The sequence below is a fragment of the Rhodococcus wratislaviensis genome, assembly GCF_041228765.1.
Taxonomy (GTDB): Bacteria; Actinomycetota; Actinomycetes; order Mycobacteriales; family Mycobacteriaceae; genus Rhodococcus_F; species Rhodococcus_F wratislaviensis.
This window is the reverse complement of record NZ_CP150488.1, coordinates 1,418,432-1,444,651: the sequence shown is the minus strand read 5'-3', so window position 1 is coordinate 1,444,651 and position 26,220 is coordinate 1,418,432. Positions and strand designations below refer to the sequence as shown.

Genomic DNA, 26,220 nt, shown 5'->3' with positions numbered 1-26,220 from the left:
TGACCTGGAGGCCACGCACACTGACCCAGGGGGAGAGCTTGACCACCACACCAGACCGCGTTCGCACGGCGTTTCCGGAGATCAGCTCGCGTGCGTGGGAGCACCCGGCGGATCGGGCGGCGCTCGTCACCCTGCGCACCTTGAAGGGATTCGACACCGTCTTCCGGACCATCTCGGGTCTGCTGCAGGAGCGCCAGCACCGGCTGATGTACCTCGCCACCTCGGTGCGCGTCGACGAACGGCAGTTCAGCGATCTCCACGACCTCCGCAGCGACTGCGTGCGCATCCTGGGCGCCGACGAGACACCTGAGTTGTTCGTGCTGCAGACCCCGATCATGAATGCCTTCACCATCGGCATGGACCGGCCGTTCATCGTGGTCACCACCGGGCTGCTGGACGTGATGAATTACGAGGAGCAGCGCTTCATCATCGGCCACGAACTCGGGCACGCGCTGTCCGGGCACGCGGTGTATCGCACGATCCTCATGCATCTGATGCGCTTGGCCGGGACCATCGGCTGGATTCCGATCGGCGGGTGGGCGCTGCGGGCGATCATCGCCGCGCTCATGGAATGGCAGCGCAAATCGGAACTGTCCGGCGACCGTGCCGGATTGCTGTGCGGGCAGGACGTTCACACCGCCCTCCGTGTGCAGCTGAAGCTGGCAGGCGGTTCCCGGGTCAGCGAGATCGACACCGACGCCTTCCTGGCGCAGGCCGCCGAGTACGACGCCAGCGGCGACCTGCGCGACGGAGTCCTCAAGCTCCTCAACATCGAACTGCTGTCCCACCCGTTCTCGGTGCTGCGCGCCGCCGAGCTGAAGAAGTGGGTGGACAGCGGCGCCTACGCAGCGATCCTGCGCGGGGAATACCCGCGCCGCAGCGAGGACGACGACGCCAAGATCAGCGAAGAATTCCGCAAGGCCGCGAAATCGTACAAACAGAATTTCGATACCTCGAACGACCCGCTGATCCGCATGCTCCGTGAGATCGGCAGCGGACTGGGCACGACCGTGGACGCCGTCGGAAACGGCGTCGGCGACGTCGCGGCGGACATCAAGGAGCGGTTCACGCACTGGCGCAGGAATTCCGACGGCAAGAAGGATTCGGACGACGACAGCTGATATGTGGTCGTGTCTTGTCAAGTGGCAGGTGGAGGCGGCCCCGGGAACCTCGGTTTCCGGGGCCGCCTCCGTTTCGGTCGACGATCGGTGTCAGCAGTGGGGTCGGCATGTCGATATTCGCGACACGTGGTCAGACTGATATGCGCGGGTTGGATACCGCAGGACGATTGTTCGGCAGGAACGGTGCTGCTGCTCTAGTGTCGGGCGTCGCAACAGTGGGTTCTCGGATTCTGTTGCTGCTCATAGCTGTATCGCAGGTCGTTCCTCACGCTGCCGGTCTCGCCACCGTTGCCTCGTCGACCAGATTATGGGAACTGAGAGTCAGTCGTCGATCGTGGCGAGGGACCAGCACCATCCGGCGAGCTCGCGCGCGACGGCGACATTTGCAACCACCGGACGCTTTTTGCGGGCGGTGAACTGTTCCCATTTGTGGTGGAGTCGGTGGTTGCCTGCGTGCCCTCGTGCTCGCGCCGCGGGAGACGCCTTCTCCCAGCGGCGGTGCATTACTTGGCCGGGGTTGCGGTAGGTCTTGCGGTGATGCCAGGCCGCCTCGACCAATAACCGCCGGGCGTGGCCGTTGCCGGTCTTGGTAATCGATCCCTGCGCGCGGGAGGCCCCGGATGAGTACTCGCTGGGCACGAGACCGACGTAGGCGCCGATGGTGTTGCCGGTGAATCGTTGCCAGTCCCCGATCTCGACCGCGAGGCCGAACGCAGTCAGCGTGGACACCCCTCGTAGACATCCGAGCCTGCGCACCATCGGCGTGTAGGGGCTGTCCTCGGCCATGTCTGCGATCGCGGCATCCAGGCGGTCACGGCGTGCGAGTGTCAAAATCATCGCCTCGTAGTCCGAGTCGAACGCCGCTTGAAGTGCCGGTTGGTCGAAACTTTGTCCGCGCAGCCATACGTCGTGAGCAGCGGTCCACGCCGCCCCACCGGAATAGACGAGGCCCTGCCGCAGCAGTAGTTTCGACAACCGATGCCGGCACCGCATCAAGTCCCCCGGGCGTCCTCACGGGCGCGGACGAGATCACGGGCCGCTTCCTGTTCCACCGAGGGCACGCTCACTTCGACGATCTCACCCAACCGCAGGAGTCGAGCCAGATGCAGGGCGTCACGGGCATCGGTCTTGATCCGGTCTCCGGCAGGGCGTTGTAGCTTCGACGGGGCCACCACCACGCACTCCACAGCGGCCGCGGTCAGTGCCCGACACAGCCCGAACCCTGTCGGGCCAGCCTCGTACACCACCTTCACCGGACTCGGGAGCGTTCGTAGCCAGGCAAGGACCTCGCCGTAGTCGGGACTCAGCCGCCTTCTGAACACTTCGCCAGTATCTTCGTCGATCCCGCACGCTACGACCGACAACGCGTGCACATCCAAGCCGACACTCGTACGCTGAACTCTCACCGGGGGCCTCCTGACCTGCAAATGTGGCTCTACCAGCAGTGATTTTTCACCTGGCAACCCACGAGGCTTTGCAGAACGAGGCCCTCGGCCCCACAACGCAGGCCCTCATACCGTCTAGCCCGGAATCGACCAGAGGTCGGGCGCGGTTTCGCGCGCCCGACCTCTCCGGTCAGTCGGCCATCGCCTCGGCCAGCTCCTCGACCTCCTGGATGACGGGTTCGGGCACCCGCACCGGTCCGGGGGTGTAGGTGACCGACCGCAGCCTGCCGGTGAATCGGAAGGTTCCGCGGCGTTCCCGCAGATCCCACACGACGGGTCCGCGGGCGTCGACTCCCACCGAGATCCCGGTCCACGGCGCCATGCCGACCAGCTGGAACTGGTCGTCGAGGGTGGCCACGTCGGTGCTGACCCCGGCCGAGTCGGTGAGGGCGACGGTGAAGTTCCACCGGACGGATTCGGTGGCCTCCGCCCGGACCTGCACGCCCACCACATCCGCGCCGAGGGGCGCGGAGGTGTGCGCGACGCGGCCGTAGCTGTTGACCGCGAACACGATCCGGCCGTCCTCGACATAGAGCACGTATCCGCCGTGAGGGTCACCGTGGGCGACGAGCACCCCTTCGTCGCCTGCGGCGATCGCGTGGGTGGCGACGTCGATGGTGAAGTCGCGGTACTGGATCAGCACACTGGACCGATAGCGTTCCAGCGTCGGCGTGCCCGCGAGGATCTTCACCGGCTCCGCGAGTCGGCGCTCGTCGGGCCGCCGCTGCACGGCCTTGCGGTCGTTGAGGATCGGGAACACAGTGTTGTGCCACGCCGCCTGATCCCAGGCCTCGGCGAGTTCCCGCACCTTCTCGGGAAAGAGATGCGCAACGTCCGTGGTTTCGGCGGGGTCGGATTCGACGTCGAACAGCTGCCACTGCGGATCGTCGACCCGAGTCGGATCCGTGTGCAGCGACAGCAGTTTCCAGCCGTCCCGGTAGAACCCGCGGTGACCGCCGAACTCGGCGTACTGCTCCGTGTGGGGGGTGGGTTGCGCGGCGTCCCGCAGGACGTCGGCGATGCTGACACCGTCACGCTCCTGGGCGGGAAGCCCGTTGCGGTGGCTCGGAGTCTCGAGTCCGGCGAGATCCAGGAGCGTCGGGGTGATGTCGGTGACGTAGGAGTAGTGCTTGCGCAGTCCGGTGTCGCCGTCGGCGCGCCCGAGTCCGGCCGGCCAGGACAGCAGGAACGGCACCCGGACACCACCGGCGAACGTCTGCCCCTTGTAGAACCGGAACGGGGTGTTCGACGCCTGCCCCCAGCCGCGCGGGTAGTGGACGCCGATCTTCTCCGAGCCGATCAGTTCCTCGTCGTGCGGAACGTCGCGCACCCAGTCCGACGGGACCGGTCCGTGCACGAATTGGCTGAAGTACGAACGTGTTCCCGCCGCGCCACCCTCGGCGGTGCCACCGTTGTCGGACGTGAACACGATGATCGTGTTGTCGGTCTCGCCGAGTTCGTCGAGGGTGTCGAGCACCCGGCCCACGCTCTGGTCGATGCTGTCGACCATCGCGGCGTAGACCTCCTGGTACCGGGCGAACCGCAGCTGCTCCTCTTCGGTGAGCTCGTCCCACGGCGGGGCGTCGTAGCCGGGTTCGGTGTTGCGTTCGGCCATCTGGGTTCCGGGCGGAAAGAACCCCACCTCGAGCTGTGCGTCGAAGCGGCTGCGCCGCACTGCGTCCCAGCCCTCGGTGTAGCGGCCGCGGTACTTGGCGAGGTCTTCGGACTTGGCCTGGTGCGGTCCGTGCATCGCGATGTGCGAGAAGTAGAGGAAGAACGGCTTGTCGGCGTCATGGGCGCGCAGGCTCTTGATGCGGGCGACGGCCTTGTCCGTGATGTCGTCGGTGACGTAGTAGTCCGACGGATACTCCTCGACGTCGACCACGGAGTTGTCGGAGATCAGCTCGTTCGGGTAGTAGAACGAATTCAACCCTTCGAGCGAGCCGTAGTAGCTGTCGAATCCACGCTGCAGGGGCCAGGAATCGCGGGTGCGACCCGGCGCGAGGTTGGTATCGCGCGCGAGATGCCATTTGCCCACCGCGTGCGTGGCATAGCCGTTCGCGCGCAGAATCTCGGCGAGGCTGAGCGCGTCGTCGGCGAGTTCCATCCGCAGCCCGGGGAAGCCGGGGTCGAAGTTGGCGACGCTGCCGTAGCCGGCGCGGTGCGGGTTCAGGCCGGTGAGCAGCGCCGCGCGGGCCGGTGAGCAGACCGAGGTGGTGTGATAGTTCGACAGCCGGTAGCCGCTGTCGGCGAGCCGGTTCAGGTTGGGGGTGTCGATCTCGGAGCCGAACGGCCCGATGTCCGAGTAGCCCATGTCGTCGATGAGGATGACCACGATGTTCGGCGCGCCGGCGGGGGCTTTCGTCTCCGGCTTCCACCACGGCGTCGACTCCGCACTCGTCCGCCCGATGTGTCCGCCGAATCCGTCGTACCCTCGCGCGCCCGGAGGGATCTGCTGTTCGCCGGAACCCTGCCCGTTCCCGTTCGCTGTCGAATCCGTCACAATCACAATCCCTTTCACTATCCGAGGTATGTTTCCCCAGAGAATCGGAGAAATATTTCCCCGTGCAATCCGGGAAATACTACGGTCGCCCACGAGCCCGTCGAGTAGTTAGAATCATGCAGATTTCAACCACTGTGCGAACTTGGTCGGGCATCCGAGCCGGTGCTAGCTTCGATCCCATGAGCACCCCGACCAGCTGCGACCGCGTCTCCATGCGGTGTCGCTGCCGTAGCTGAACGTCCCCTCACGCCTCTCGTCGTCCGGACAACTCGTTCCGGGGTGTTCACGGGTCCCGCGTATCCCCTGCCCTTCCACTTCCCTTCGGGTGACTCTTAGGACACAGCAATGTCTTCTCGTTTCCGCACGTCGACCGCGCACCCGCGCCGCGGCCTTCTCGTGTCGGCGGTCGTCGCCGCCCTCGTGGTGCTGGCCACCGGGTGCACCTCGGCGGTCGGCCTGCAGCGGTCGGGTACGGAATCGTTGCTCCAACCGGGAGAGAACGTGCCCACGGGCGGGACGGCGCGGATCGGGGTCGGTGCTGACCTGATCCCCGCGACGTTCCTGTCGCTGGGAAACAACCCGACCAACGGTGGGGTCTCGGCCAACGTCTTCGACACTCTGGTCCAGTACCCGCACGGCAGCCTCGAGCCCGAGCCGCGGCTGGCCACGTCGTGGCAGCTGTCGGACGACGGACGTCGGCTGGAGTTGGCGCTGCGCGACGATGTCCGCTTCCACAACGGCAAGGAATTCACGTCGAGGGACGTCGAATTCACGTTGCGGACCTACACCGATCCCAGTTGGAACGCGCAGTTCCGGCGCACCGCGGCGACGATCGCCGCATTCGACACCAGCGACCCTCACCGCATCGTGCTCACCCTGTCGCAGCCGACCGGGAACATCTTCGACCTCCTGGCGGTCGCGCCCATCCTGGACGGCGACACCGTCGACGGACTGAAGGAGGGGCGGGTGTTCAACGGCACCGGTCCGTTCACCTTCGTCTCCTGGCAGCCGAAGGTCGCGCTGTCGCTGGCCCGCAACGCCGACTATTGGGGCGAGCCGCCCCACCTGGACGGAGTGACGTTCACCGTCGTCTCCGACGATCAGGCGCTGGTGACCAAATTGCGGACCGGCCAGATCGACGCCGCCTACGATCTGCCCTCCCTCGATGCCGAACTCGCCGTGTCCCGTGGCGGATTCCGCTCCCACGTGCTCGAGGGGGCGGAGTCCGATCAGTACATCGGGATCAACGTCTCCGCACCGCCACTGACCGACGTCCGGGTCCGGCAGGCGATCGCGTACGCGATCGACCGGGACCGCATCCTCGCCGACGTGTACCGGGGCAAGGGTTACGCCTCCAGCCTGCCGTGGCCGCGGACCTCGCCCGCCTACGACGAACAGACCGCGAACACCTACGGCCGGGACGTGGAACGGGCCCGCGCACTCGTCGCCCAGATCGGTGACGTCCCGACCATCCCGCTGAACTACCCCGCCGACCGCACCTCCCGGATCATCGCGGAGATCATCCAGGCGAACCTTCGCGACGTGGGCATCGACGTCGACCTGATCCCCACCGACGCAGCCCAGATGACCAGCCTGCTGGTGGCCGGCCAGTTCCCGGGGCTGTGGGTGACCCAGCACGGTTTCGGGCAGATGACCCCGTCCACCCTGGCCGTGGCCGCCTTCCCGTTCAACGCGGTGAAGAACGCCTCCAACTTCCTCGACCCGGAGTATCAGGCGCATGCGGTGTCGGCCTGGCAACAGCAGGACCCCACGTCCCCCGCGGCGATCGACGCCTACCGCGCGCTGAACGCCGACCTGCTGGAGTCGCTGTTTCTGGTGGAGATCGGGGTGGTGCAGACCGAGGTCGTGGTGTCCACCGATCTCGGCGGGTTCGACTGGTCCCGCACCAACGATCCCCGCTTCGACTCCACGTACCTGCTGCGCACCTGATCCGACGACCGCCCGCACACCCACCGACACAGGACTCGACATCATGGTGACCTATCTGGCCAGGCGGCTCCCGTCGGCCGTCCTCGTACTCTTCCTCGCCTCACTCCTCATCTTCGCGATCCTCCGCCTGGTTCCCGGCAGCCCGGAGGAGACGCTCGCCGGGGCGGACGCCTCACCGGAACAGTTGGCGGCCGTGCGTGCCGATCTCGGTCTCGACCGGCCGCTGGTGGCGCAGTACCTGTCCTGGCTCGGTTCGCTGTTCCGCTTCGACCTCGGCAAGTCCTACATCGTCGGAGGGTCGATCGGTGACCTGATCGCCTACGGTGCCCAGAACACGGTCGTGCTGGCAGCGTCCGCCCTGCTGATCGCGGTGGTGTTCGCGCTCGTCGTCAGCACCGCTTCGGTGATCTTCCGCAATCGGGTACTCGATGCCGTTGTGACGGTGAACAACTCGATCGCGGCGGCGCTGCCCATCTTCATCACCGGGACGCTGCTGGTGCTCGTGTTCGGGATCCTGTGGCCGATCCTGCCGTCGGGCGGGACCCCACCGGACGGGTTCCTGACCCGGCCCGACCTCGCCGCGCAGTATCTGATCCTCCCGGCGATCACCCTGGCGATCCCGGCGGGCGCCGCCCTGACCCGATTCCTGGTGGAGGCCTTGCATACCGAGCTGCGGCAACCGTATGTCGTGACGGCACAGTCGATCGGCGTCGGCCGTCGCCGCATCGTGCTGGCGCACGCGCTGCCGAACGCGCTGCCGTCGGTGGTGACCGTGCTCGGACTGACGGTGGGCGGGCTGCTCGGCGGGGCCGTGCTCGTGGAATCGATCTTCGTCTGGCCCGGACTGGGGCTACTCACCGAGGAGGCGATCAACAGCCGTGACTATCCGCTCGTGCAGGTGTTGCTGGTCCTCTCCGTCGCGGTGTTCGTGGTGTTGCAGCTGCTCACCGACGTCGCGCACGCCTGGCTGGATCCCCGTATCCGATTGGGAGGACAGGCATGAGTGAGCTGGTCGATCGTGATCTGACGGCCCCGGAAGCATCGCTCCCCGGCGGCCCGGCGGACCTCCGGCCCGGCCTCGTCCCGGAGACCCCGGCGGATCGGGATCCACGCCGCAGCACGGAACCGTTGCGGCGCAGCCTGACGCATGGCCGAGGTCTGGCCGGCGCGGTGCTCGTCGGGATCGTCGTGCTGCTCGGGGCGCTCGCCCCGGTGCTGGCTCCGTTCGCGCCGGACGAGCAGTTGGACGCGTCGTTCCTCCTCGGCCCGAGTTCCACACACTGGCTGGGCACCGACGACGTGAACCGCGACGTGCTGTCCCGGGTGTTGTTCGGGATCCGCGCCGACCTGGTGATCGTGTTCGTCGCGGTGCCCGCCGGCGCGATACTCGGATCACTGATCGGTCTGGTGGCCGCCATCCGGGGTTACACCGATGTCGTCGCGCAGCGGGTGTTCGACGTGATCCTCGCGTTCCCGGCACTCGTTCTGGCGATCGCTCTGACCGCCGTGCTCGGACCCGGAGTCCGCGCGATCGTGCTGGTGATCGTCCTCGCCGAGATCCCCGTGTTCGGCAGGCTCATACGTACGTCTGTATTGAGGGTGCGCGAACTTCCCTACGTCGAGGCTGCCGTGGTCTCGGGTGCGAGTACCGGCTGGGTTCTCCGCAAGCATGTTCTGCCGAATTCGATCGAGCCACTCGGCGTTCAACTGGCACTGTCGATGTCGGTCGCCGTGTTCATCGAGGGCGCGATGAGCTTCCTCGGCATCGGTGTGGTTCCACCGACTCCGTCGCTCGGCTCCATCCTCAGCGACGGGAACCGCTATCTCGAGACCAACCCGCTGTTCGCGGTCGGCCCCCTGGTGGTCGTCTCCCTGCTGACCCTCGGCTTCCTGCTGATCTCCCAGGCGTTCGCGCACGCCCGGCGCCTGTAGAAAGGACCACCCTCGTGACCGCAGCATCCACCACTCCCGCCCTCGAGGTGACGGACTTGCAGGTGGCGTTCAGCCATCCGCGCCCGGCTGTCCGGAGCATCGGTCTCCGCGTGAACCGGGGCGAGATCGTCGCGCTCGTCGGCGAATCCGGATCCGGCAAGTCGATCACTGCCCGCGCCGCGATGGGACTGCTCCCGCACACCGCAATCGCGACCGGCTCCGTGAAGGTCGACGGCGTCGAGGTGCTCGGCGCCTCCGAACGCGAACTCGAGGCCATCCGCGGCGGACGGGTCGCGATGGTCTTCCAGGAGCCGCAGACGGCGCTCAATCCTGTCCGCACGGTCGGCTGGCTGATCGGTGAGGCCCTGCGTGCCCACGGCCACTCGGGCCGGAAGCAATTGCGCGATCGTGCGATCGAACTGCTGACCCTGGTGGAGATCCCCGAACCGGACAAGCGCGTCGACTACTTCCCGCACCAACTCTCCGGCGGCCAGAAGCAGCGTGTCGTCATCGCCCTGGCACTGGCCAACGACCCTGTCCTGCTCCTGGCCGACGAGCCCACCACGGCGCTCGACGTCACGGTGCAAGCCGAGATCCTCGCGCTGCTCCGCCGGCTGCGGGACCGCACGAATGCCGGCATCCTGCTGATCACCCACAACCTGGGTGTCGTCGCCGATATCGCCGACAGCGTGGTGGTACTCCAATTCGGCGAGGTCGTCGAACGCGGTGAGGTCACCGAGATCTTCGCTCGACCCGAGCACGGGTACACCCTCCACCTGCTGGACTCGGTCCTGCGGCTGCCGCAGCCGACCGACGTTGCAGAACCGGTCGCCGAGGTCGCCGACCCGACCACCCCGGTCCTGCACGTCGACACCGTGTCGGTCGTCTACCCGGGCCGGCGCGGTCAGGCCGCGTTCCGCGCGCTCGACAGCGTCTCGCTCGAGCTTGCCGCGGGTGAAGTGCTCGGCGTGGTCGGTGAATCCGGTTCGGGAAAGACCACTTTGGGTCGCACGATCGCCGGATTGATTGCACCGGCGACCGGGACGATCCGCGTGGACGGCCGAGATGTCGCCGCCACCCGCGGATCCGCGCTTCGAGCACTGCGTCGTCGGCTGGCGTTCGTGCCGCAGGATCCCGCCGCCTCACTCGATCCCCGCTTCACGCTCGAGGAGAGCATCGCCGAGCCCCTCGACATCCACCGGATCGGCACCCGCGCCGAGCGGCGCAAGAAGGTAGTCGACCTGCTGGATGCGGTAAGGCTGCCGGGGTCCTTCGCCACGCGGCTCCCGTCCGAGCTGTCCGGCGGGCAGCGCCAACGGGTCGCGTTGGCCCGGGCCCTCGTGCTCGAGCCCACCGTGCTGATCGCCGACGAACCGACCAGCGCCCTGGACGTCTCCGTGCAGTCCGACGTGCTCGAACTGTTCGCCACCCTCCAGCGGGAGCTCGGCTTCGCGGCCGTGTTCATCAGCCACGACCTCGCCGTGGTCGAGCGGGTGTCCACCACCGTCGCCGTGCTGCGGGCCGGACAGCTGGTCGAGACCGGGCCCGCCACGCGAGTGCTGACCCACCCTCAGCACGACTACACCCGGCGGCTCGTGGCCGCTCTGCCCATACCGGACCCCGTGGCGCAGCGTGCCCGGCGACAAGCGACGGCAACGTTGTGACCTGCATCGCCGAAAACCAGGTGCAGAACGTGATCTGCGCTATGAAAGCGGCGACTTTTACACGGGCGTAAGAAATCCAGGACAAGCTTTGCGAAGGCTTGTCCACCGGCGGTCGCCGGCAGCGGCAGGCGCTGGTGAATGTGCTCCTGCCCACGTGTGACCGTCCAGAAAGCTGTACCACTGTGCTCCAGCTCATCTCGATACTCGGCTTTCTCCGGAGGGTCGGCTCCACAGCTCTGCCGTCGGTGCGCGCTTCGCTGCTTCGCTTCGCGGGGTACCTGGTGCCGATCGCACAGACGGCGGTCACCGCGGGGGCGGCGTGGTGGGTGTCGGTCGAGGTGGCCGGTCACGAGCAGCCGCTGCTGGCCCCGCTGGCGGCGGTGGTGTGCCTGAGCGTCGCGCGGGGTGCCCGCAGTCGCCGGGCCGGCGAGCTGATCGCGGGTGTCACCATCGGAACGATCGTCTCGGACGTCGTCGTGCGGTACATCGGCAACGGACCGTGGCAGATCTGCCTCGTGGTGGCGGTGGCGATGTCGTGTGCGGTGCTCCTCGACGGTGGTTCGGTGATCGTCCTGCAGGCGGGTTCGTCGGCGGCGCTGGTCGCGGCCATGGCATCCGCCACCGCCGCGCACCCGTTCGACCGGGTCGTGGACGCCTTGATCGGGGGCGCGCTCAGCCTGGTGGCGCTGTCCGTGTTGCCCACCGACCCCGTGCGACGGACGCGGCGGTGCGCCGCCGCCGTGCTGGACAGCGTCGCCGCAGCCCTCCGGCAGACGTCGAATGGCCTGGCCGCCGGTGATGTGTCCGCACTGGAGGATGCTCTTGCACTTGCCCGTTCGACGCAGTCGACCATCGACAGCATGCGCGTCGAACTCCGCTCCGGCTCCGAGGTGGCCCGCATCTCCCCGATCCACTGGCGGGGACGACGCCGCATCGGCCGGCTCGCATCGATCGCCGACCCGATCGACAACGCCGCACGCAACACCCGGGTTCTGGTGCGGCGGGCCCTGATCGCCACGTACGACGGCGAGCGAGTGGACCCGCAGCTGGCGGACGCCGTCTCCGATCTGGCGCACCTCGCCGACCGGATGCGGCTGATGATTCTCGCGACTCCCGCGAAGAAGCCCAACGAAATCCAGATCAGCGACGAACTCGAACGATTCGCGCGCTCACTGCCGCAGCAGGAGATCTCGGCGGGATTCTCCGCGGCAGTCGTCTCCGCGCAGGTCCGATCCATCGTCATCGACTTCTTCGAAGTGTGCGGCATCCCCCGCGCCGTCTGCAGGCCGATGCTGCCCCGTCCCGCCCACTACGCGGGCGCCGCGTAGCCCGGCGAGCTCAGGGCATCTCGAGCCGGCACTGTTCCGGCGCGCGAGAGTTGTCGATGACGCAGAACCGGTTGCCCTCGGTATCCTCCAGCACCACGAAGTCCGATTCCTCGGGGTACCGGTCCCACGGCACCCGCCGCGCACCGAGACCGACGAGCCGTTCGATCTCCGCGGCCTGATCCTCGCTGTCGCGGGCGTGCAGGTCGAGGTGCAGCCGAGGTTCGGGTTCCGCGTCGTGTTCACTCTGCTGGATCGCCAGCAGTGGCCGGCCGTCGGGCAGCGTCAGGTTGGTGAAGTCGTTGTCGCCGACGGGCGGGAGCGCAGTCAATCCGAGTGCCTCGGTCCAGAACCTGGTTGCACGCCCGATGTCGCGCGCCCCGATCACGGTCGTTCCCAAGATGAGCATGAACCGAATTTATCCGCTCCGCCGGGCGGGGGTGGACGATGTGGGTGTGGAATTCGACGACCCGGTGTTGCGTCCCCTGGCCGAACGCTTGTGCGGCATCGACGGCGTCGTCGGCGTCACCCTCGGCGGCAGCCGCGCCCGAGGGACACACACGCCGGAATCCGATTACGACCTCGGGGTCTACTACCGCGGTGCCCTCGACACCGACGGACTGACCCACCTCGCGGAGGAATGCGCCGGCGCCGGGGCATCGGCGACGCGGACGGGTGAGTGGGGACCGTGGGTCGACGGCGGGGCGTGGCTGTCCATCGACGGCCGGGCGGTGGATTGGCTGTACCGCGACCTCGACCGGGTGACCGCGGTGTGGCAGGACACCCAGCAGGGTGTGTACGGGTTTCACGCCCAGACCGGTCACCCGTTCGGGTTCGCGGACTTCGCCTACGCGGGCGAACTCGCGTCGGCGGTGATCCTCGCCGATCCGTCCGGACGTATCGCTGCTCTTCACGCCGACATGCAGCACTACCCGGACCCCCTGCGCGAAGCCCTGGTGCGGCGACTGTGGGAGGCGGACTTCGTCACCGTGCTGGCCCGCAAGGCGATCCCGCGTGCCGATGCGACGTATGTGGCGGGTTGCCTGTTCCGCGCGGTGTGCCTGTGCGCGCACGCGCTCCACGCGCATGCCCGGCGCTGGGTGATCAACGAGAAGGGGGCTGTGACCGCCGCCGGTGCCCTGCCGAACGCACCCACCGACTTCACCGCTCGCGCTCACGCCGTTCTCGGCCGGCTCGGAACGACACCCGACGAACTGACCGCCGCCGTCACCCTGGCCGAACAACTCGTCGACGACACCTGGAACGCCTGTCCCCTGACGTGACCGCGCGACCCCTCAGCCGCTCTCCCCGAACCGCCCGCGGGCCTCGACCGGAATCAGCGGCTTCTCCGCCCGCGCCTTGATCTGCTGGACCGCCCACGTATTGCCGTCGGGATCGGCGAATCCGAAGAAAGTTCCCCCGTCACGCTCGTCGAACACGGTGATCTCGCTGACCTCGACACCTCGATCGAGCAACTCCTGGCGGGCCGCGGCGGCGTCGGCGACCACCAACTGCAGTCCCCTCATCGACCCCGGCGCCATCTCCGTCTGCGATGGGAGATCACCGATCACGATCGAACAACCCGAACCGGTAGGGGTCAGCTGAACGACGTGCATGTGCTCGTTGGCCGTGTCATGGTCGAGATGGAAGCCGAGCTTGTCGCGGTAGAACGCGACCGATCGATCGATGTCACTGACGGGCAGAACGACCACTTCGAGTGTCCAGTCCATGATGCGAGTTCCTCCGTTTAGGCGAGGAGCAAGATTGCTCCGCATCAGATGGTGGCGCATCGATGGCGTCGCTGCCGTTGATCCGCCGAGAAACCGTCGGCGATCCCGCGGATGATGTGGATTCTTCGGTTACAGCCAGTGCTGGCGCTTGAAGACACGGAACAGGGTCACCGAGGTGGCAAGCATCAATACCAGGGCAAGCGGGTAGCCGACGGTCCAGTGAAGTTCGGGCATGTGGTCGAAGTTCATCCCGTTCCTCGCTCTGTTGTTGCCCGACCAGGGTCGCGTGAACGGTGAGAGCGGTTTCGAGGTGCGCTCGGAACGAATCGGCCTTCTCGACCAGGCGCAGGGAATGGTCGAGTACGTCATGCAGGTGGCGTTGAAGTTCCAGGTCGACGTTGTATTTGTCGGATCCGCGTTGAAGGGCTTCGAGGATGTCGACGAGCGGATGTGTGGCACGTTGGAACGCGATCACCTCTCGGGAGAGTTCGTAAATTCTGCGGGCGACCGCTTCCTTGCCGGTGAACAGTTGGTCTTCGATCTCGTCGAGGTCGTTTTCCAGCCCCGCGGCGACCGGCAGGTATTCGTCGACGAACTGGTCCAAGATCGCGTACAGAACCGCCTCCGGACCCAGTTTCAGCAGGTGTGGAGATCGTTCGAGCCGGTGGCGCACGCGGCTGAGGTCAGGGGATTCAGCGTGGCGGATGGTCACCACGAAGTCCGGGCCGATACAGCCCGATCCAGGCCATACCGCCGCGCTCCCGCAGGGTCTCGTAGGTGCAGTCGAGGCTCTCGGGGTTGTCGGTACGCCTCCCGTCGACGTACACGGCGTTGTCAACGATCGTCATGTCAACCACATCCCTGACTGCGGGCGGCAACTATTGCTTGCGCCGAGGGCACATCTCATTCCACCACCGAGCGGAGCAAACGTGGCGTCAGTCTTGCGGATTCCTGCGGCATGAAAACGTCAAGATCAGGACGAAGAGATCATCGAGGCAGAGCCCTGCCCCGCCGGCGGTCCATCAGTCGCTCGTCCGGTAGAGACGCCAGAACCACCACGTCGCCCCAGCCAGACACAGTCCTCCCGAACCGAAGGCCCCCACCGCGAGGAGCATGGTTCCGAACGCACTCAACGCGATAAGGCCCGCCAACTGCAGGACAACGGAGAACTGCATACCGCGACTATCGATCACCTTGGTAGTCGACGCAAGCCGCCCTCTGCCGCTTCAGGTCGCGAAGGGAGTCCGCGCGCTTCATCGTGGGCGCATATGGATCTCGCGAAGAATGCGACGGGCCTCTTCTCACGCGCCCGCCGGCGGTCGACGCTGATCTGGTCAGTTTCACGACATTGTCTGAAGGGAAGTCTTTGTCATGGGTGATCTCCTGATCGCAGTCCTGCTCCTGGGATCGTTCATCGGGGCCACATTGATGATCCGCTACATCAATACCCGCACCGCCCGGCCCGCCACCGCCCGGCAACGCACGCGGGTGACTGCTGCGGACGAGAAGTTCTCCCGGGAGAGCCGCTCAGCCCGTCTGTGATCTGCGCCGCCGTCCACCGCCGCCGGCGTGTCAGGACTCGATGCGAATCCGTCAAGATGACATCAAGGCCCTATGATTCGCCGGTCGCTGTCCCGACTCTGATCGTGTGAGACATGCAGTCATGATCGGCCACCGAGGTGTGGCGTCGTCGCAGGCCCGTTCTCGACGCGGCGAAGGGAGAGGGAAACTTTCCGTTGCAACGGGTTTGGCAGGGCTTTCCCTCGATGCGATGGCCTCGGTGTCCTATGGGCCCGAGGCCATCGTCCTGGTACTTGCGGTGGCCGGAGGATCCGGGCTCGGGTTCACCGTCCCGGTCACCGTCGCCATCGCCGCGCTCCTCGCCGTGCTGGTCGCGTCATACCGTCAAGTGATCGCCGCCTTCCCCAACGGAGGCGGCGCCTACGCAGTAGCCCGGAGCCGACTGGGGCGGCGAGCGAGTCTGACCGCAGCGGCGTCGTTAATCGTCGACTACGTCCTCAACGTCGCGGTATCGATCGCCGCCGGTGTCGCGGCTCTGACTTCGGCGTTCCCCGCTCTGCTCCCGTACACCGTCTGGATCGCACTGACAATCCTGGTCGGCATCACCGCCTTGAATCTCCGGGGAATCGCCGATTCCGCTCGCGCGTTCATGGTTCCGACAGTCGTCTTCGTCGCAAGTATCTTCACCGTGATCGTTGCGGGGCTGCTGCGTTCGGAACCGGCCCGCACCATCGGGGAGGGCGCCGTCGGGTCCAATGCCCAGACGATCGGAATTCTTCTGCTACTCAAAGCTTTTTCGAGCGGTTGTGCCGCGCTGACGGGCGTGGAGGCGATCGCCAACGCGGTCCCGAGTTTCAAGAAACCCGGGGTGGTGAATGCCCAGCGAGCCGAGGTTGCACTCGGTCTGCTCCTCGGAACGATGCTTCTCGGGCTGGCCGTGCTGATCGAGAAGTTCTCCCTCACCCCCGTGGAGGGCACCACCGTCCTCTCGCAGCTCACCGCGGCCTCACTCGGTGACGACGCCGGGTACTACATCGTCCAATTCGCGACGGTGGTCCTGCTGGCCCTCGCGGCGAACACCTCGTACGGTGGGCTGCCGACGCTGATGCGCGTCCTCGCCGACGACAATGTTCTGCCACACCGATTCGCCCGGCGCGCTTCTCGGGACGTGTATCGGTACGGTGTGCTCGCGCTGGGCCTTGCCGCCGGGGTGCTGCTGATCGGATCCGGCGGGAACATGAATGCGCTGGTTCCGCTGTTCGCCATCGGCGTGTTCGTCGGATTCACCCTGGCGCAGCTCGGGATGGTGCGGCACTGGCTCGCCGTGCGCACACGCGGGTGGAGATGGCGGGGCGCCCTCAACGGGGCGGGGGCGGTCCTGACCGGGGTAGCGGCGCTGGTGACGACGGCAATGAAATTCGGGGAGGGCGCCTGGCTGATCGTCGTGGCCCTACCGCTGCTGGTGGCCGGCATGGAACGGGTACGCGCGGCCTACGAACACCTCGGTGACCGGCTCACCGTCGGCCCGCAGCCCATCGACCCGCGCGTCATCGGAGCGCGGCCGACGGTGTTGGTGCCGGTGTCCGGGGTGACCGAGCTCAGCCGGATGGCGTTGTCCGCGGCCGTGACCATGACGGCCCGACCGGCCGCGATTCGCGTGTGCCTGCCAGGAGAATCCACCGCCCACTTCACCCGGCAGTGGCAGGACCGGTACCCCCACACCGAACTGATCCTGATCGAGGACACCGACAACTCGGTCGGACTGTCGCTGGCCCGGTATGTCCGCACCCACTACCCCGACCAGACCACCTTCGTCGTGCTGGCCACCATCGAACCCACCACGAGCTGGCACCGGTTGTTGCCCACTCACCGGGCCGGCGAGATCGCGCACGCACTGCGCAAACACAGCAACGCGATGGTGTGCCAGGTCGCGTGTCGCATCGACCCGGCGCACCGAGATCCGCGCCTGCGCGCATGACGAGCGGCCGCGGGGTCGGCCCGTACGTATGGATATCGCGAAGAATTCATCGGACGGTGGCCGTCGACGGCGCGGAAGGCGCACCCTGATGTGGTGCGAGAAATGCACTACGCCAACTGTTTTCCACCACGATTGGCCCCTGATCCGTCTTCGGCTCGAGGTTCGAAAGGTCATCGCATGTTGCTTCCCATGTCGCCGCTGGATTCGATGTTTCTGCTCGGAGAGTCTCGTGAGCATCCGATGCATGTAGGTGGCGTGCAGGTTTTCCAGCCCCCGGAGGGGGCCGATGCGCGGGATATGCGAGCGCTGCTCGACGCCGCTCTCACCGACACCGATCAGGACGTGGCCTCGAGACTGGGTAGACGGGCCAGGCGATCGTGGACCTCGCTGGGTCAGTGGGGCTGGGAATCGGACACGCGCATCGATCTCGGGCATCACGTCCGCCACGACGCCCTGCCCGAGCCCGGAGAGGAAGCGCAATTGCTGGCGCTGTGCTCTCGTCTGCACAGCACCCCGCTCGATCGCAGCCGACCGCTGTGGGAGATCCACCTGATCGAGGGATTGCGCGACGGACGGTACGCGACCTACACCAAAATCCACCACGCCGTCGCGGACGGCGTCAGCGCGATGACGATGTTGCGCCGCGCACTCAGCGAGGACCCGGACGAGCGCGGCATGCGCGCGCCGTGGCAGCACTCGCGCCCGCGGCACCCGGGCCCTCTGGTCGATGCGGTCGAGGCGGTCGATCTGCCGAGGGCTGCCATCCACGCCGCCCGCAGCACGGTCGGCGAGTTCGCCGGACTCGTCCCCGCCCTGGCCTGCACTCTCACCCGAGCGGCGCGTGAGCAGGGTGGGCCACTCTCGCTCGCTGCCCCCAAGACCATGTTCAACGTACCGATTTCCGGATCACGCCAGTTCGCGGCCCAGAGCTGGCCTCTCGAGCGGTTGCGCCTGGTCGCGAAGCTCGCCGACGCCACCATCAACGATGTGGTGCTGGCCATGTCAGCGGGGGCGTTGCGCAGCTACCTCCTCGAGCAGGACGCGCTGCCTGCGGAACCACTGGTCGCGATGGTGCCGGTCTCGCTACGCGACGAGAAGCAGGCCGCCACCGGCGAGCGCGGCGGCAACGACGTCGGGGTGTTGATGTGCAACCTCGGAACCCATCTCCCCGAGCCTGCGGATCGGCTGGACACCGTGCGCACCTGCATGCGCGAAGGCAAACAGGCGATGGCGGCGATGAGCGGTGCACAGATCCTGGCGATGAGCGCACTCGGCGCGGGTCCTGCCGGGGCGAGCATCGTGTTCGGGCACAACTCGCGGCTACGTCCCCCGTTCAACCTGATCATCTCGAACGTTCCCGGCCCGCGCCACCCCCTGTACTGGAACGGAGCGCGCCTCGACGGGCTGTACCCGCTGTCGATCCCGGTCGACGGACAAGGACTCAACATCACGTGCACCAGCAACGACGACACCATCTCCTTCGGAATCACCGGGTGCCGCCGTGCCGTGCCGCAACTGCACACGCTGACGACCCACCTGGGTGACGCCTTACGCGCACTCGAACACGCTGCTGGAATCTGATGTCTCGGAACACACTCCAGTGCAGTCGGATTCGCAGTACGCCAAGACAACGGAACTGTCAATTGACGAAGATCTCGGGCCGGGACACTGCTGGACATTTGAGCCGAAGTGGCTACCAGCCGCGCAGCCGGTCCGGGTTGACGCGGACGAGCGTCGAGTAGTCGGTCCGGAACTTGTCGGGCGTGTAGTCCAGACCGGCCATGTCCTCCCGGTACTTCTCGACGTAGGTCTCCCACTCCTCCGTCGAGGGACCGTCAGCGTCGACGTGAGCTTTCCCGGTGAACACCGACACGTCACCACCCTTCGCGCTGCTGTTGAAATTGAGCGCGACCTGCGGATCCTTGCCGATGTTCGTCAGCTTGGCGGTGCCCGGTCGACTGAAGATCAGGAACTCGGTGCCCGACCAGCTGAACCACACCGGTGTCGGAACCGGCGTGTCGTTGCGACCGACGGTCGTCAACCACACGATGGCCTCGCGTGCCAGCCGGTCGGCGACGGATTCGGTGATCGCGGACGCTGAAAGAGTCATTGCGTTCTCCTGTGTCGTTTCCGATGATCCACCGGTATCAACCGCCTCATCGCGCGCAATCTTCCCAACCCTCGGTTCGACGCGGACCGAAGCTCCACTCAACCGTGCGTATGCAGCGACTTCCCCGACAACGCCAGCATCGCTTCGCCCAGTGCTTCGTTCTGGGTGGGGTGCGCGTGGACGAACGGTGCGACGTCGGTGGGCAGGGCCTCCCAGGCGACGGTCAGTTGGGCCTCGCCGATCAACTCGCCGACGCGGTCGCCGACCATGTGCACACCCACCACAGGGCCGGTGTCGCCGGCTCGGACGACCTTGATCCCACCTGAGGTCTTCAGGATCTGGCTCTTACCGTTGCCTGCGAGGTCGTAGACCACAGTGGTGGCGTCGCCGTACCGTTCGCGGGCGGCATCTTCGGTGAGTCCGACGGACGCGACCTCCGGGTGCGAGTACGTCACACGCGGAACGAGATGCTCGGCCACGGGAGCAGGATCGAGGCCGGCGATCTCTTCGGCGACGAAGATGCCGTGCTGAAAGCCGCGGTGCGCCAGTTGAAGTCCGGCCACGATGTCCCCGACCGCATATACACCGTCGACGTGGGTGCGCAGCCGCTCGTCGGTGACGACGAACCCGCGGTCCAGGGTGATGCCGTGTTCGGCGAATCCGGCGTCACCGGTGCGCGGCCCACGCCCCACCGCCACGAGCAGGATCTCGGCCTCGAGGGTGTCGCCGTCGCCGAGTTCCACGAGAACACCGTCCGCGGTTTCCTTTGCCGCCGCGACCGTCACGCCCGTGCGGGCGGCGATACCGCGCTTGCGGAATGCGCGTTCGAGTTGCTTCGAGCACCACGGATCCTCCGCCGCGACCAGGCGAGGGAGCGCCTCGATCACTATCACCTCCGCGCCGAACGACGCCCAGACGCTGGCGAACTCGACGCCGATCACACCACCGCCGAGAACGATGGCCATCTTCGGGACGAACCCGAGGTTCAGGGCTCCGTCGCTGGTGACGATGCGCTCACCGAGCTCGATGGACGGCACTGTCCGGGCGTAGGAGCCGGTCGCGAGCACCACGGACGTCCCGGTGTAGCGGGTGCCGCTCACCTCGATCGTCCTGTCTCCGAGATACTTTCCGTGCCCGTTCACGACGCCGATCTTGTGATGGGCGACCAGACCCTGCAGTCCCTTGTGCAATCGGTCGATCGTGCCGTCCTTGTAGTGGTGCACCGCCTCGATGTCGATGCCGTCGAACGTCGTTCGTACGCCGAAGGCGGCACCGGTTCGCGTGGTGTCGGCGACCTCGGCGGAATGGAGCAGCGCTTTGGTCGGGATGCAGCCCCGGTGCAGGCAGGTTCCGCCGATCTTGTCCGCCTCGATCAGCGTGACCGACAGGCCGAGCTGCGCGGCCCGGAAGGCGCAGGCGTAACCGCCGGAGCCGCCGCCGAGGATGAGGACATCACTGTGCGTGTCGGTCATCTACAGCCTCCCCAGCACGGTGATCGGATTCTCGATGTAGTCGGCGAACAATCTGAGGAACCCGCCCGCGACGCCGCCGTCGCACACCCGGTGGTCGAAGCTCAGCGACACCTGGGTGACCTTCCGAACGGCCAACTGCCCGTCCATGACCCACGGTTTGTCGATGATGCGGCCGACCCCGAGGATCGCGGCCTCGGGATGGTTGATGATCGGGGTCGAGCCGTCCACACCGAAGACGCCGTAGTTGTTGAGGGTGAATGTGCCACCGGTCAGCCGTGCCGGCGGAAGGGTCCCCTCGCGGGCGAGCGCGGTCGTTTCCTGCAGTTGCCGTGCGAGTTCGACAGTGGTGAGCGTGTCGGCGTTCTCGATCACCGGGACGACGAGCCCGCGCGGTGTCTGCGCCGCGATGCCGAGGTGGACGTGACCGTATCGAACGATCTCGTTGCGTGCGGTGTCGACGGTCGAGTTCAGTTCCGGGTACTGCTTCAGCGCGGCGAGGGCCAGGCGGCCGAGCAGCGCCATCAGGCTCACGCCGGAGTCGGCGTCGAGCGCGGCGTTGATTGCCCGGCGGGCGGCGAGGAGATCGGTGGCGTCCACGTCCACCCAGGTTGTCGCGTCCGGGATTTCGCGGCGGCTCGTCGACAGCTTGTCGGCGACCGCTTTCCGCAGCCCCCTGATCGGAATCCGCTGCGCGTCGGCCGTCTCGGGTGGCGTGGTGAGTGCCCGCTCGACGTCGGCGCGGTTGATCACACCGCCGGGACCGCTCCCGCACAGCCTCGACAGATCGAGACCGTTCTGGCGCGCGAGGTTGCGGATCACCGGCGAGATGACCCGCACGCCGCCCGTGGACCTCGGCGAAGGCGTGACATCGGGACGGCGCACACGCCGCCGTCGCACACGTGTGTCTTCGCTGGTGCCGTACCCGATGAGGACGTTGCCCGAGCCGGCTCGTTCTTCCTCCCGGTACTGCTCGTGTGCGGCGGGTGTTCCGCTGACGGTGATCAGCGGGGTGCCCACCTGCAGCGTCGAGCCTTCGTCGCCGTGCAGGGAAATCACCGTGCCCTCGAACGGAATCGGCACCTCGACCGCGGCTTTCGCGGTTTCGACCTCCACGACCACCTGGTCGATGGTGACGGTGTCGCCGACCCGGACTTTCCATTCGGCGATGTCTGCCTCGGTCAGTCCCTCGCCGAGGTCGGGGAGCAGGAACACCTGATCGCTCATGCGGTCACCGCCCAGCGGGTGTCGGCGTAGTCGTTCCACTGCAACCGGTCGACGCTGTCGAGGACGCGGTCGACGCTCGGCAGGTGGAGGCGTTCGAGTTTCGGCGCCGGGTACGGGATGTCGAATCCGCTGACCCGCAGCACCGGCGCGTGCAGGTGATGGAAGCAGCGTTCCTGGACGCGGGCGGCGATCTCGGCGCCGACGCCGGCGAATCCCTGTGCCTCCTGAATGACGATGCAGCGGCCGGTCTTGCGGACCGACGCCATGACGGTCTCGTCGTCGAACGGCACGATCGACCGCAGGTCGATCACCTCGATGTCGTGACCCTCCTTCGCGGCGGCTTCGGCGGATTCGAGTGCGACGGTCACCGACGGCCCGTACGCGACGATGGTCGCGTCCCGGCCGGGACGCCGGACGGCGGCCCGCCCGATCGGCGCGCCCACCGCGAGGTCGACGTCGGCGCGGGAGAAGTACAGGCGTTTCGGTTCGAGGAAGATCACCGGGTCCGGGTCGTCGATCGCCTCGCGCAGCAGGGTGTAGGCGTCCTCGACGGTGGCCGGGGCGACGACTTTCAGACCGGGAGTGTGGGCGTAGTAGCCCTCGCTGGAATCGCAGTGGTGCTCGACCCCACCGATGCCTCCGGCGAACGGGATCCGGATGACGATCGGCACGGACAGCGCGCCCTTGGTGCGGTTCCGGATCTTCGCGACGTGGGAGACGATCTGCTCGAACGCCGGGTAGGCGAACGCGTCGAACTGCATTTCGACGACCGGCTTGAACCCGGCCATCGCCATGCCGATCGCGAAGCCGATGATGCCGGATTCGGCGAGCGGGGTGTCGAAGCACCGGTCGTCGCCGAAGTCGCGGGTCAGGCCGTCGGTGACGCGGAAGACGCCGCCGAGGGTGCCGACGTCCTCGCCGAAGACGACGACGTTCTCGTCGGCGGTGAGGGCGTCGCGCAGCGCGGTGTTCAGGGCCTGGGCCAGGGTGAGCACGGGCATGGTGTCAGTTCTCCTCGGACTCGGCGGCCAACTCGGCCTGGACCTGTGCTTGCTGCTCGCGAAGCTGCGGGGTGGGTTCGGCGAAGACGTACCGGAACAGGTCCATCGGGTCGCCGGCTCGGTCGACGTTCATGCCGGCACGCAGTTCGGCGGCGGCAACTTCCGCGTCGGCGGTCAGCGCGTCGGCGGCCGCGTCGTCGAGCAGGCCCTTCCCGCGCAGGTACTTCTCCAGCCGGGCCAGTGGGTCGCGTCCGAGCCACTGCTCCACCTCGGACGAGTCGCGGTAGCGGGTGGCGTCGTCGGCGTTGGTGTGCGCGTCGATCCGGTAGGTGTGGGCTTCGACGATGACCGGGCCGTTACCGGCACGGACGAATCTCGCGGCCTCGTCCATCACGGCGAGCATGGCCACGGGGTCGTTGCCGTCCACCTGCTCGGAGCCGATTCCGTAGCCGACGCCCTTGTGCGCCAGGCTGGGTGCGGCGCTCTGCCAGGCGAGGGGCACGCTGATCGCGAATCCGTTGTTCTGCACCAGGAACACCACCGGGGCCTTGAACACGGCGGCGAAGTTGAGGGCCTCGTGGAAGTCGCCCTCGCTGGTCGCGCCGTCGCCGCAGAACGCCAGGGCGACGGTATCGTTTCCCTTGCGGTGTTCGCCGTAGGCGACACCGGTCGCGTGCAGCAACTGGGTGGCCAGCGGGGTGCACTGCGGTGCGCTGCGGTGGGCGGCGGGGTCGTAGCCGCAGTGCCAGTCGCCGGCGAGCATGCTGAGGATCTGTACCGGGTCGATGCCGCGGGCGGCGAGGGCCACCGAGTCGCGATAGGTGGGGAACATCCAGTCGCCGGGGTGCAGGCTCATCGCCGCCGCGATCTGGCAGGCCTCCTGACCACGCGACGACGGATAGACAGCCAGCCGGCCCTGCTTGGTCAGAGCTGTCGCCTGCTGATCGAAGCGCCTGCCCAGCACCATGTTCCGGTACATCTCCACCAGACGGTCGTCCGCCGGGCGCGGATACCGGGCCTCGCTCTCGGTCAGCTCGCCGGCCGCGTCCAGATACTGCACCGCACGCTCGGCGGGAAGGAACTTCCGATACGGCCTCGCCACCGGCGGCTCTACGAGCGTCACGACTACCTCCAGATGCATTGTGTTCGTCAATGCTCGCAACGGAACGACCAATAGACAACGACAAGGGAGAATCAGAGACAAACGGTCTAGAATCAGCTCATCGGGAGCAGAATGTCTCACCGGAGTGTGAGCGACCACAGCAGGGATGGACAGATGGCCGGCGACACAACCGACACGTACGAACTCGACGCGATCGATCGACGCATCATCAAGGAACTCGTCGCCGACAGCCGCATCTCGATGCGAGCGCTGGCGGAGAAGGCGCACATCTCCCGCGCGCACGCCTACGTCCGCATCGAGCGGTTGCAGGAGGCGGGAATCATCGAAGGCTTCACCACCCGGATCTCGCACTCCAAGGCGGGACTCGGCTCGTCCGCCTTCATCGCCCTCTCGATCCGGCAGGACTCGTGGCGGGGCATCTCCACCCAGCTCCGGACACTGCCCTTCGTCGAGCACTTCTCGCTGCTGGGCGGCGATTTCGACGTTCTCGTCCTGGTGCGCGCACCGGACAACAGCGCACTGCGCCATGTCGTCCTCGAACGGTTGCAGAGCCTCGAAGGGGTGCAGTCGACCAAGACGTGGCTGATCTTCGAGGAAGACAACGGGCCGGGACCGGAATGGGTTCGTTGACGGGGCGGATAGGATTCCGGCATGCGCAGCGACCTGATGAAGAACGCGGAACGCAGTGGTTAACCGGGCACCTTCGTGCTACAGAATCCCCGAATGCTCAAGGTGGACTTGGCCGGAACCAGCGGCCACTTCTTTGCCCGGCAGGGGTCGATGGTCGCCTACCAGGGTGACGTCGACTTCGCCTACCAGGGCAGCGGCGGCGTCGGGAAGTTCTTCAAGAAGGCGCTGACCGGCGAGGGCATGTCGCTGATGAAGGTGTCCGGCAGCGGCGACGTGTTCCTCGCCCGCGACGCCGACGAGATCTTCCTGCTCGAACTCGAGGACGAGTCGGTGACCGTCAGCGGTTCCAACGTTCTCGCATTCGACAGTTCGCTGAGCTGGGACATCAACCGCGTCGAAGGCGCGTCCATGCTCAGCGGCGGACTGTTCAACACCACGTTCACCGGCCGCGGCGTCCTCGCGGTCACCATCTACGGCACCCCCGTCGTCCTGAACGTGGACACCCCCACCTACGTCGACATGCAGAGCGCGGTGCTGTGGTCGACCGGCCTGAATTCGACGATCCGCAAGACCGCGAAGATGGCCGCCGCGATCGGCCGAGGTTCCGGTGAGGCCTATCAGCTGTGCCTCACCGGAAACGGCATCGTCGTCGTCCAGGCGTCGGAGGGGCACCCGGTTCCCAAACCGTGAGGGGTCTGCCGACTCAGCCTTGGTGAGGAGCGTTGAACCGTTCAGGCTGCGCAATCCTCAGATCCGGCGCATCACCGATACCACCTTGCCCAGGACGACTGCGTCGTCGCCGTCAATCGCGGTATAGGCGGGATTGCGGGGCTCGAGGAAGACGTGGCCATCGCGGCGCCGCAGCACCTTCACAGTGGCCTCGCCATCAATCATCGCGGCGACGATCTCGCCGGAATGGGCTTCGTCCTGGCGGCGCACCACAACGACATCGCCATCGCAGATCGCGGCGTCAATCATCGACTCGCCGCGCACACGCAACCCGAACACGGTGCCGGAGCCGACGAGCTCGCGAGGGAGCGTCAGCATCTCATCGGCGTGCTCCTCCGCGAGGATCGGTGCGCCGGCAGCGATGTCGCCGACTACCGGTACCGTCACATTGTTGTCGGACGAGCCTCCGTGCTTCGCCTCGGACAGGAACGGGCGCACGTCCAACTGCCGAGCCATGGCCGTGCCCCTGCGGAGAAAGCCCTTTTCCTCGAGGCTCTTCAGATGCGTGGACACCGACGACGTCGACCGCAGGCCCACCGCGTCCCCGATCTGTCGGGTGCTCGGCGGGCATCCGTGTGCAGCCACCCAGTCCCGGATCGTTGCCAGAATCCGCTGCTGGCGAGGTGGCAGGGTGGAGGCGTCGAGGCCGCCGAACATGTCGAGATCGTCGTAATCGGTCACCGAAGAATGGTAGGGGGTGACGACAGCCCCCTCGAGCACGGCGTAAGGCCGGTCGATGCGTGGTGCACCTGCCGGATCGTT

At 66.9% G+C, this 26,220-nt stretch carries 22 protein-coding genes and 2 pseudogenes; 12 read left to right on the top strand and 12 right to left on the bottom strand.

Translation table 11 applies throughout. The annotated features are described in order from the left end of the window. The first annotated feature begins 38 nt into the window (after positions 1-38). Positions 39-1,121 (top strand): M48 family metallopeptidase, encoded by a 1,083-nt coding sequence (locus WKC72_RS06475; RefSeq protein WP_037242753.1) that lies wholly within the window; start codon positions 39-41, stop codon positions 1,119-1,121. 321 nt (positions 1,122-1,442) lie between these two features. Here WKC72_RS06475 and WKC72_RS06470 read toward each other — a convergent pair. Beyond that, a pseudogene (locus tag WKC72_RS06470) lies at positions 1,443-2,527 on the bottom strand (IS110 family transposase). A gap of 169 nt (positions 2,528-2,696) precedes the next feature. Further along, entirely contained in the window at positions 2,697-5,069 is a 2,373-nt protein-coding gene (locus tag WKC72_RS06465) for an arylsulfatase (protein ID WP_370182082.1), read from the bottom strand. A 345-nt stretch (positions 5,070-5,414) separates the two neighbouring features. Here WKC72_RS06465 and WKC72_RS06460 point away from each other — a divergent pair, with 345 nt between their 5' ends. From WKC72_RS06460 to WKC72_RS06440, 5 genes are all read left to right on the top strand, one after another. After that, on the top strand, positions 5,415-7,019 hold the full coding sequence (locus WKC72_RS06460; protein WP_370182081.1) for an ABC transporter substrate-binding protein: 1,605 nt from the start codon (positions 5,415-5,417) through the stop codon (positions 7,017-7,019). A gap of 43 nt (positions 7,020-7,062) precedes the next feature. Further along, a complete protein-coding gene (locus WKC72_RS06455) occupies positions 7,063-8,022 on the top strand; it encodes an ABC transporter permease (protein ID WP_370182080.1) in 960 nt (319 codons plus the stop codon). Next, on the top strand, positions 8,019-8,951 hold the full coding sequence (locus WKC72_RS06450) for an ABC transporter permease (protein ID WP_370182078.1): 933 nt from the start codon (positions 8,019-8,021) through the stop codon (positions 8,949-8,951). Before WKC72_RS06455 ends, WKC72_RS06450 begins: the two co-directional genes overlap by 4 nt. Before the next feature lie 14 nt (positions 8,952-8,965). Then, on the top strand, positions 8,966-10,615 hold the full coding sequence (locus WKC72_RS06445) for a dipeptide ABC transporter ATP-binding protein (RefSeq protein WP_370182077.1): 1,650 nt from the start codon (positions 8,966-8,968) through the stop codon (positions 10,613-10,615). Positions 10,616-10,797: 182 nt separating this feature from the next. Further along, entirely contained in the window at positions 10,798-11,943 is a 1,146-nt protein-coding gene (locus tag WKC72_RS06440) for an aromatic acid exporter family protein (protein ID WP_370182076.1), read from the top strand. A 10-nt stretch (positions 11,944-11,953) separates the two neighbouring features. On the opposite strand, the gene WKC72_RS06435 is transcribed toward WKC72_RS06440, so the two are convergent. Continuing rightward, positions 11,954-12,349: a VOC family protein gene (locus WKC72_RS06435; RefSeq protein WP_009476274.1), complete on the bottom strand. Its 396-nt coding sequence runs from the start codon at positions 12,347-12,349 to the stop codon at positions 11,954-11,956. Between WKC72_RS06435 and WKC72_RS06430 the strand changes: the two genes are divergently transcribed. Continuing rightward, positions 12,348-13,223: a nucleotidyltransferase domain-containing protein gene (locus WKC72_RS06430; protein ID WP_370182075.1), complete on the top strand. Its 876-nt coding sequence runs from the start codon at positions 12,348-12,350 to the stop codon at positions 13,221-13,223. The two genes, WKC72_RS06435 and WKC72_RS06430, sit on opposite strands and share 2 nt — an antisense overlap. Before the next feature lie 12 nt (positions 13,224-13,235). Here the strand turns inward: WKC72_RS06430 and WKC72_RS06425 are convergent, their stop codons facing one another. From WKC72_RS06425 to WKC72_RS06415, 3 genes and pseudogenes are all read right to left on the bottom strand, one after another. Further along, positions 13,236-13,670, bottom strand: a complete 435-nt coding sequence (locus WKC72_RS06425; RefSeq protein ID WP_128640753.1) for a VOC family protein — start codon at positions 13,668-13,670, stop codon at positions 13,236-13,238. A 129-nt stretch (positions 13,671-13,799) separates the two neighbouring features. Beyond that, positions 13,800-14,518 (bottom strand): annotated as a pseudogene (locus WKC72_RS06420) (CorA family divalent cation transporter). 174 nt (positions 14,519-14,692) lie between these two features. Further along, positions 14,693-14,845, bottom strand: coding sequence for a hypothetical protein (locus tag WKC72_RS06415; protein WP_012690108.1), 153 nt, complete (start codon positions 14,843-14,845; stop codon positions 14,693-14,695). 196 nt (positions 14,846-15,041) lie between these two features. Here WKC72_RS06415 and WKC72_RS06410 point away from each other — a divergent pair, with 196 nt between their 5' ends. The 3 genes from WKC72_RS06410 (at position 15,042) to WKC72_RS06400 (ending at position 18,750) form a co-directional block, all read left to right on the top strand. Continuing rightward, on the top strand, positions 15,042-15,212 hold the full coding sequence (locus WKC72_RS06410; RefSeq protein WP_370182074.1) for a hypothetical protein: 171 nt from the start codon (positions 15,042-15,044) through the stop codon (positions 15,210-15,212). Positions 15,213-15,333: 121 nt separating this feature from the next. After that, complete coding sequence (locus tag WKC72_RS06405) at positions 15,334-17,169, top strand: APC family permease (RefSeq protein ID WP_370182073.1); 1,836 nt, start codon at positions 15,334-15,336, stop codon at positions 17,167-17,169. 177 nt (positions 17,170-17,346) lie between these two features. Beyond that, complete coding sequence (locus tag WKC72_RS06400) at positions 17,347-18,750, top strand: wax ester/triacylglycerol synthase family O-acyltransferase (RefSeq protein WP_370182072.1); 1,404 nt, start codon at positions 17,347-17,349, stop codon at positions 18,748-18,750. Between the two features lie 112 nt (positions 18,751-18,862). Here WKC72_RS06400 and WKC72_RS06395 read toward each other — a convergent pair whose 3' ends face one another. The 5 genes from WKC72_RS06395 to pdhA form a co-directional block, all read right to left on the bottom strand. After that, complete coding sequence (locus WKC72_RS06395; protein ID WP_370182071.1) at positions 18,863-19,279, bottom strand: TIGR03667 family PPOX class F420-dependent oxidoreductase; 417 nt, start codon at positions 19,277-19,279, stop codon at positions 18,863-18,865. Positions 19,280-19,377: 98 nt separating this feature from the next. Then, positions 19,378-20,751, bottom strand: coding sequence for a dihydrolipoyl dehydrogenase (gene lpdA / locus WKC72_RS06390; protein ID WP_370182070.1), 1,374 nt, complete (start codon positions 20,749-20,751; stop codon positions 19,378-19,380). After that, positions 20,752-21,975 carry a dihydrolipoamide acetyltransferase family protein gene (locus tag WKC72_RS06385; RefSeq protein WP_370182069.1) on the bottom strand — a complete coding sequence of 408 codons (1,224 nt, stop codon included), beginning with the start codon at positions 21,973-21,975 and terminating at the stop codon, positions 20,752-20,754. Then, complete coding sequence (locus tag WKC72_RS06380; protein WP_370182068.1) at positions 21,972-22,976, bottom strand: alpha-ketoacid dehydrogenase subunit beta; 1,005 nt, start codon at positions 22,974-22,976, stop codon at positions 21,972-21,974. The genes WKC72_RS06385 and WKC72_RS06380 overlap by 4 nt, the downstream gene beginning before the upstream one ends. Before the next feature lie 4 nt (positions 22,977-22,980). Next, positions 22,981-24,117 (bottom strand): pyruvate dehydrogenase (acetyl-transferring) E1 component subunit alpha, encoded by a 1,137-nt coding sequence (pdhA, locus tag WKC72_RS06375; RefSeq protein ID WP_370182067.1) that lies wholly within the window; start codon positions 24,115-24,117, stop codon positions 22,981-22,983. A 135-nt stretch (positions 24,118-24,252) separates the two neighbouring features. Between pdhA and WKC72_RS06370 the strand changes: the two genes are divergently transcribed. Both WKC72_RS06370 and WKC72_RS06365 read left to right on the top strand, forming a co-directional pair. Beyond that, positions 24,253-24,729, top strand: coding sequence for an Lrp/AsnC family transcriptional regulator (locus tag WKC72_RS06370; RefSeq protein ID WP_037242789.1), 477 nt, complete (start codon positions 24,253-24,255; stop codon positions 24,727-24,729). Between the two features lie 93 nt (positions 24,730-24,822). Next, positions 24,823-25,419, top strand: coding sequence for an AIM24 family protein (locus WKC72_RS06365; RefSeq protein ID WP_370182066.1), 597 nt, complete (start codon positions 24,823-24,825; stop codon positions 25,417-25,419). A 57-nt stretch (positions 25,420-25,476) separates the two neighbouring features. Here WKC72_RS06365 and lexA read toward each other — a convergent pair whose 3' ends face one another. Beyond that, a complete protein-coding gene (gene lexA, locus WKC72_RS06360) occupies positions 25,477-26,139 on the bottom strand; it encodes a transcriptional repressor LexA (RefSeq protein WP_370182065.1) in 663 nt (220 codons plus the stop codon). Between the last annotated feature and the right edge of the window lie 81 nt (positions 26,140-26,220).

Coding starts and splice junctions, on each gene's coding strand:
- WKC72_RS06435 (WP_009476274.1), bottom strand. CDS start 12,349: ATGCTCATCTTGGGAACGACCGTGATCGGGGCGCGCGACATCGGGCGT.
- WKC72_RS06460 (WP_370182081.1), top strand. CDS start 5,415: ATGTCTTCTCGTTTCCGCACGTCGACCGCGCACCCGCGCCGCGGCCTT.
- WKC72_RS06380 (WP_370182068.1), bottom strand. CDS start 22,976: ATGCCCGTGCTCACCCTGGCCCAGGCCCTGAACACCGCGCTGCGCGAC.
- WKC72_RS06410 (WP_370182074.1), top strand. CDS start 15,042: ATGGGTGATCTCCTGATCGCAGTCCTGCTCCTGGGATCGTTCATCGGG.
- WKC72_RS06400 (WP_370182072.1), top strand. CDS start 17,347: ATGTTGCTTCCCATGTCGCCGCTGGATTCGATGTTTCTGCTCGGAGAG.
- WKC72_RS06415 (WP_012690108.1), bottom strand. CDS start 14,845: ATGCAGTTCTCCGTTGTCCTGCAGTTGGCGGGCCTTATCGCGTTGAGT.
- WKC72_RS06425 (WP_128640753.1), bottom strand. CDS start 13,670: ATGGACTGGACACTCGAAGTGGTCGTTCTGCCCGTCAGTGACATCGAT.
- WKC72_RS06370 (WP_037242789.1), top strand. CDS start 24,253: ATGGCCGGCGACACAACCGACACGTACGAACTCGACGCGATCGATCGA.
- WKC72_RS06450 (WP_370182078.1), top strand. CDS start 8,019: ATGAGTGAGCTGGTCGATCGTGATCTGACGGCCCCGGAAGCATCGCTC.
- WKC72_RS06405 (WP_370182073.1), top strand. CDS start 15,334: ATGATCGGCCACCGAGGTGTGGCGTCGTCGCAGGCCCGTTCTCGACGC.
- WKC72_RS06365 (WP_370182066.1), top strand. CDS start 24,823: ATGCTCAAGGTGGACTTGGCCGGAACCAGCGGCCACTTCTTTGCCCGG.
- pdhA (WP_370182067.1), bottom strand. CDS start 24,117: ATGCATCTGGAGGTAGTCGTGACGCTCGTAGAGCCGCCGGTGGCGAGG.
- WKC72_RS06395 (WP_370182071.1), bottom strand. CDS start 19,279: ATGACTCTTTCAGCGTCCGCGATCACCGAATCCGTCGCCGACCGGCTG.
- WKC72_RS06430 (WP_370182075.1), top strand. CDS start 12,348: ATGAACCGAATTTATCCGCTCCGCCGGGCGGGGGTGGACGATGTGGGT.
- WKC72_RS06385 (WP_370182069.1), bottom strand. CDS start 21,975: ATGAGCGATCAGGTGTTCCTGCTCCCCGACCTCGGCGAGGGACTGACC.
- WKC72_RS06455 (WP_370182080.1), top strand. CDS start 7,063: ATGGTGACCTATCTGGCCAGGCGGCTCCCGTCGGCCGTCCTCGTACTC.
- lpdA (WP_370182070.1), bottom strand. CDS start 20,751: ATGACCGACACGCACAGTGATGTCCTCATCCTCGGCGGCGGCTCCGGC.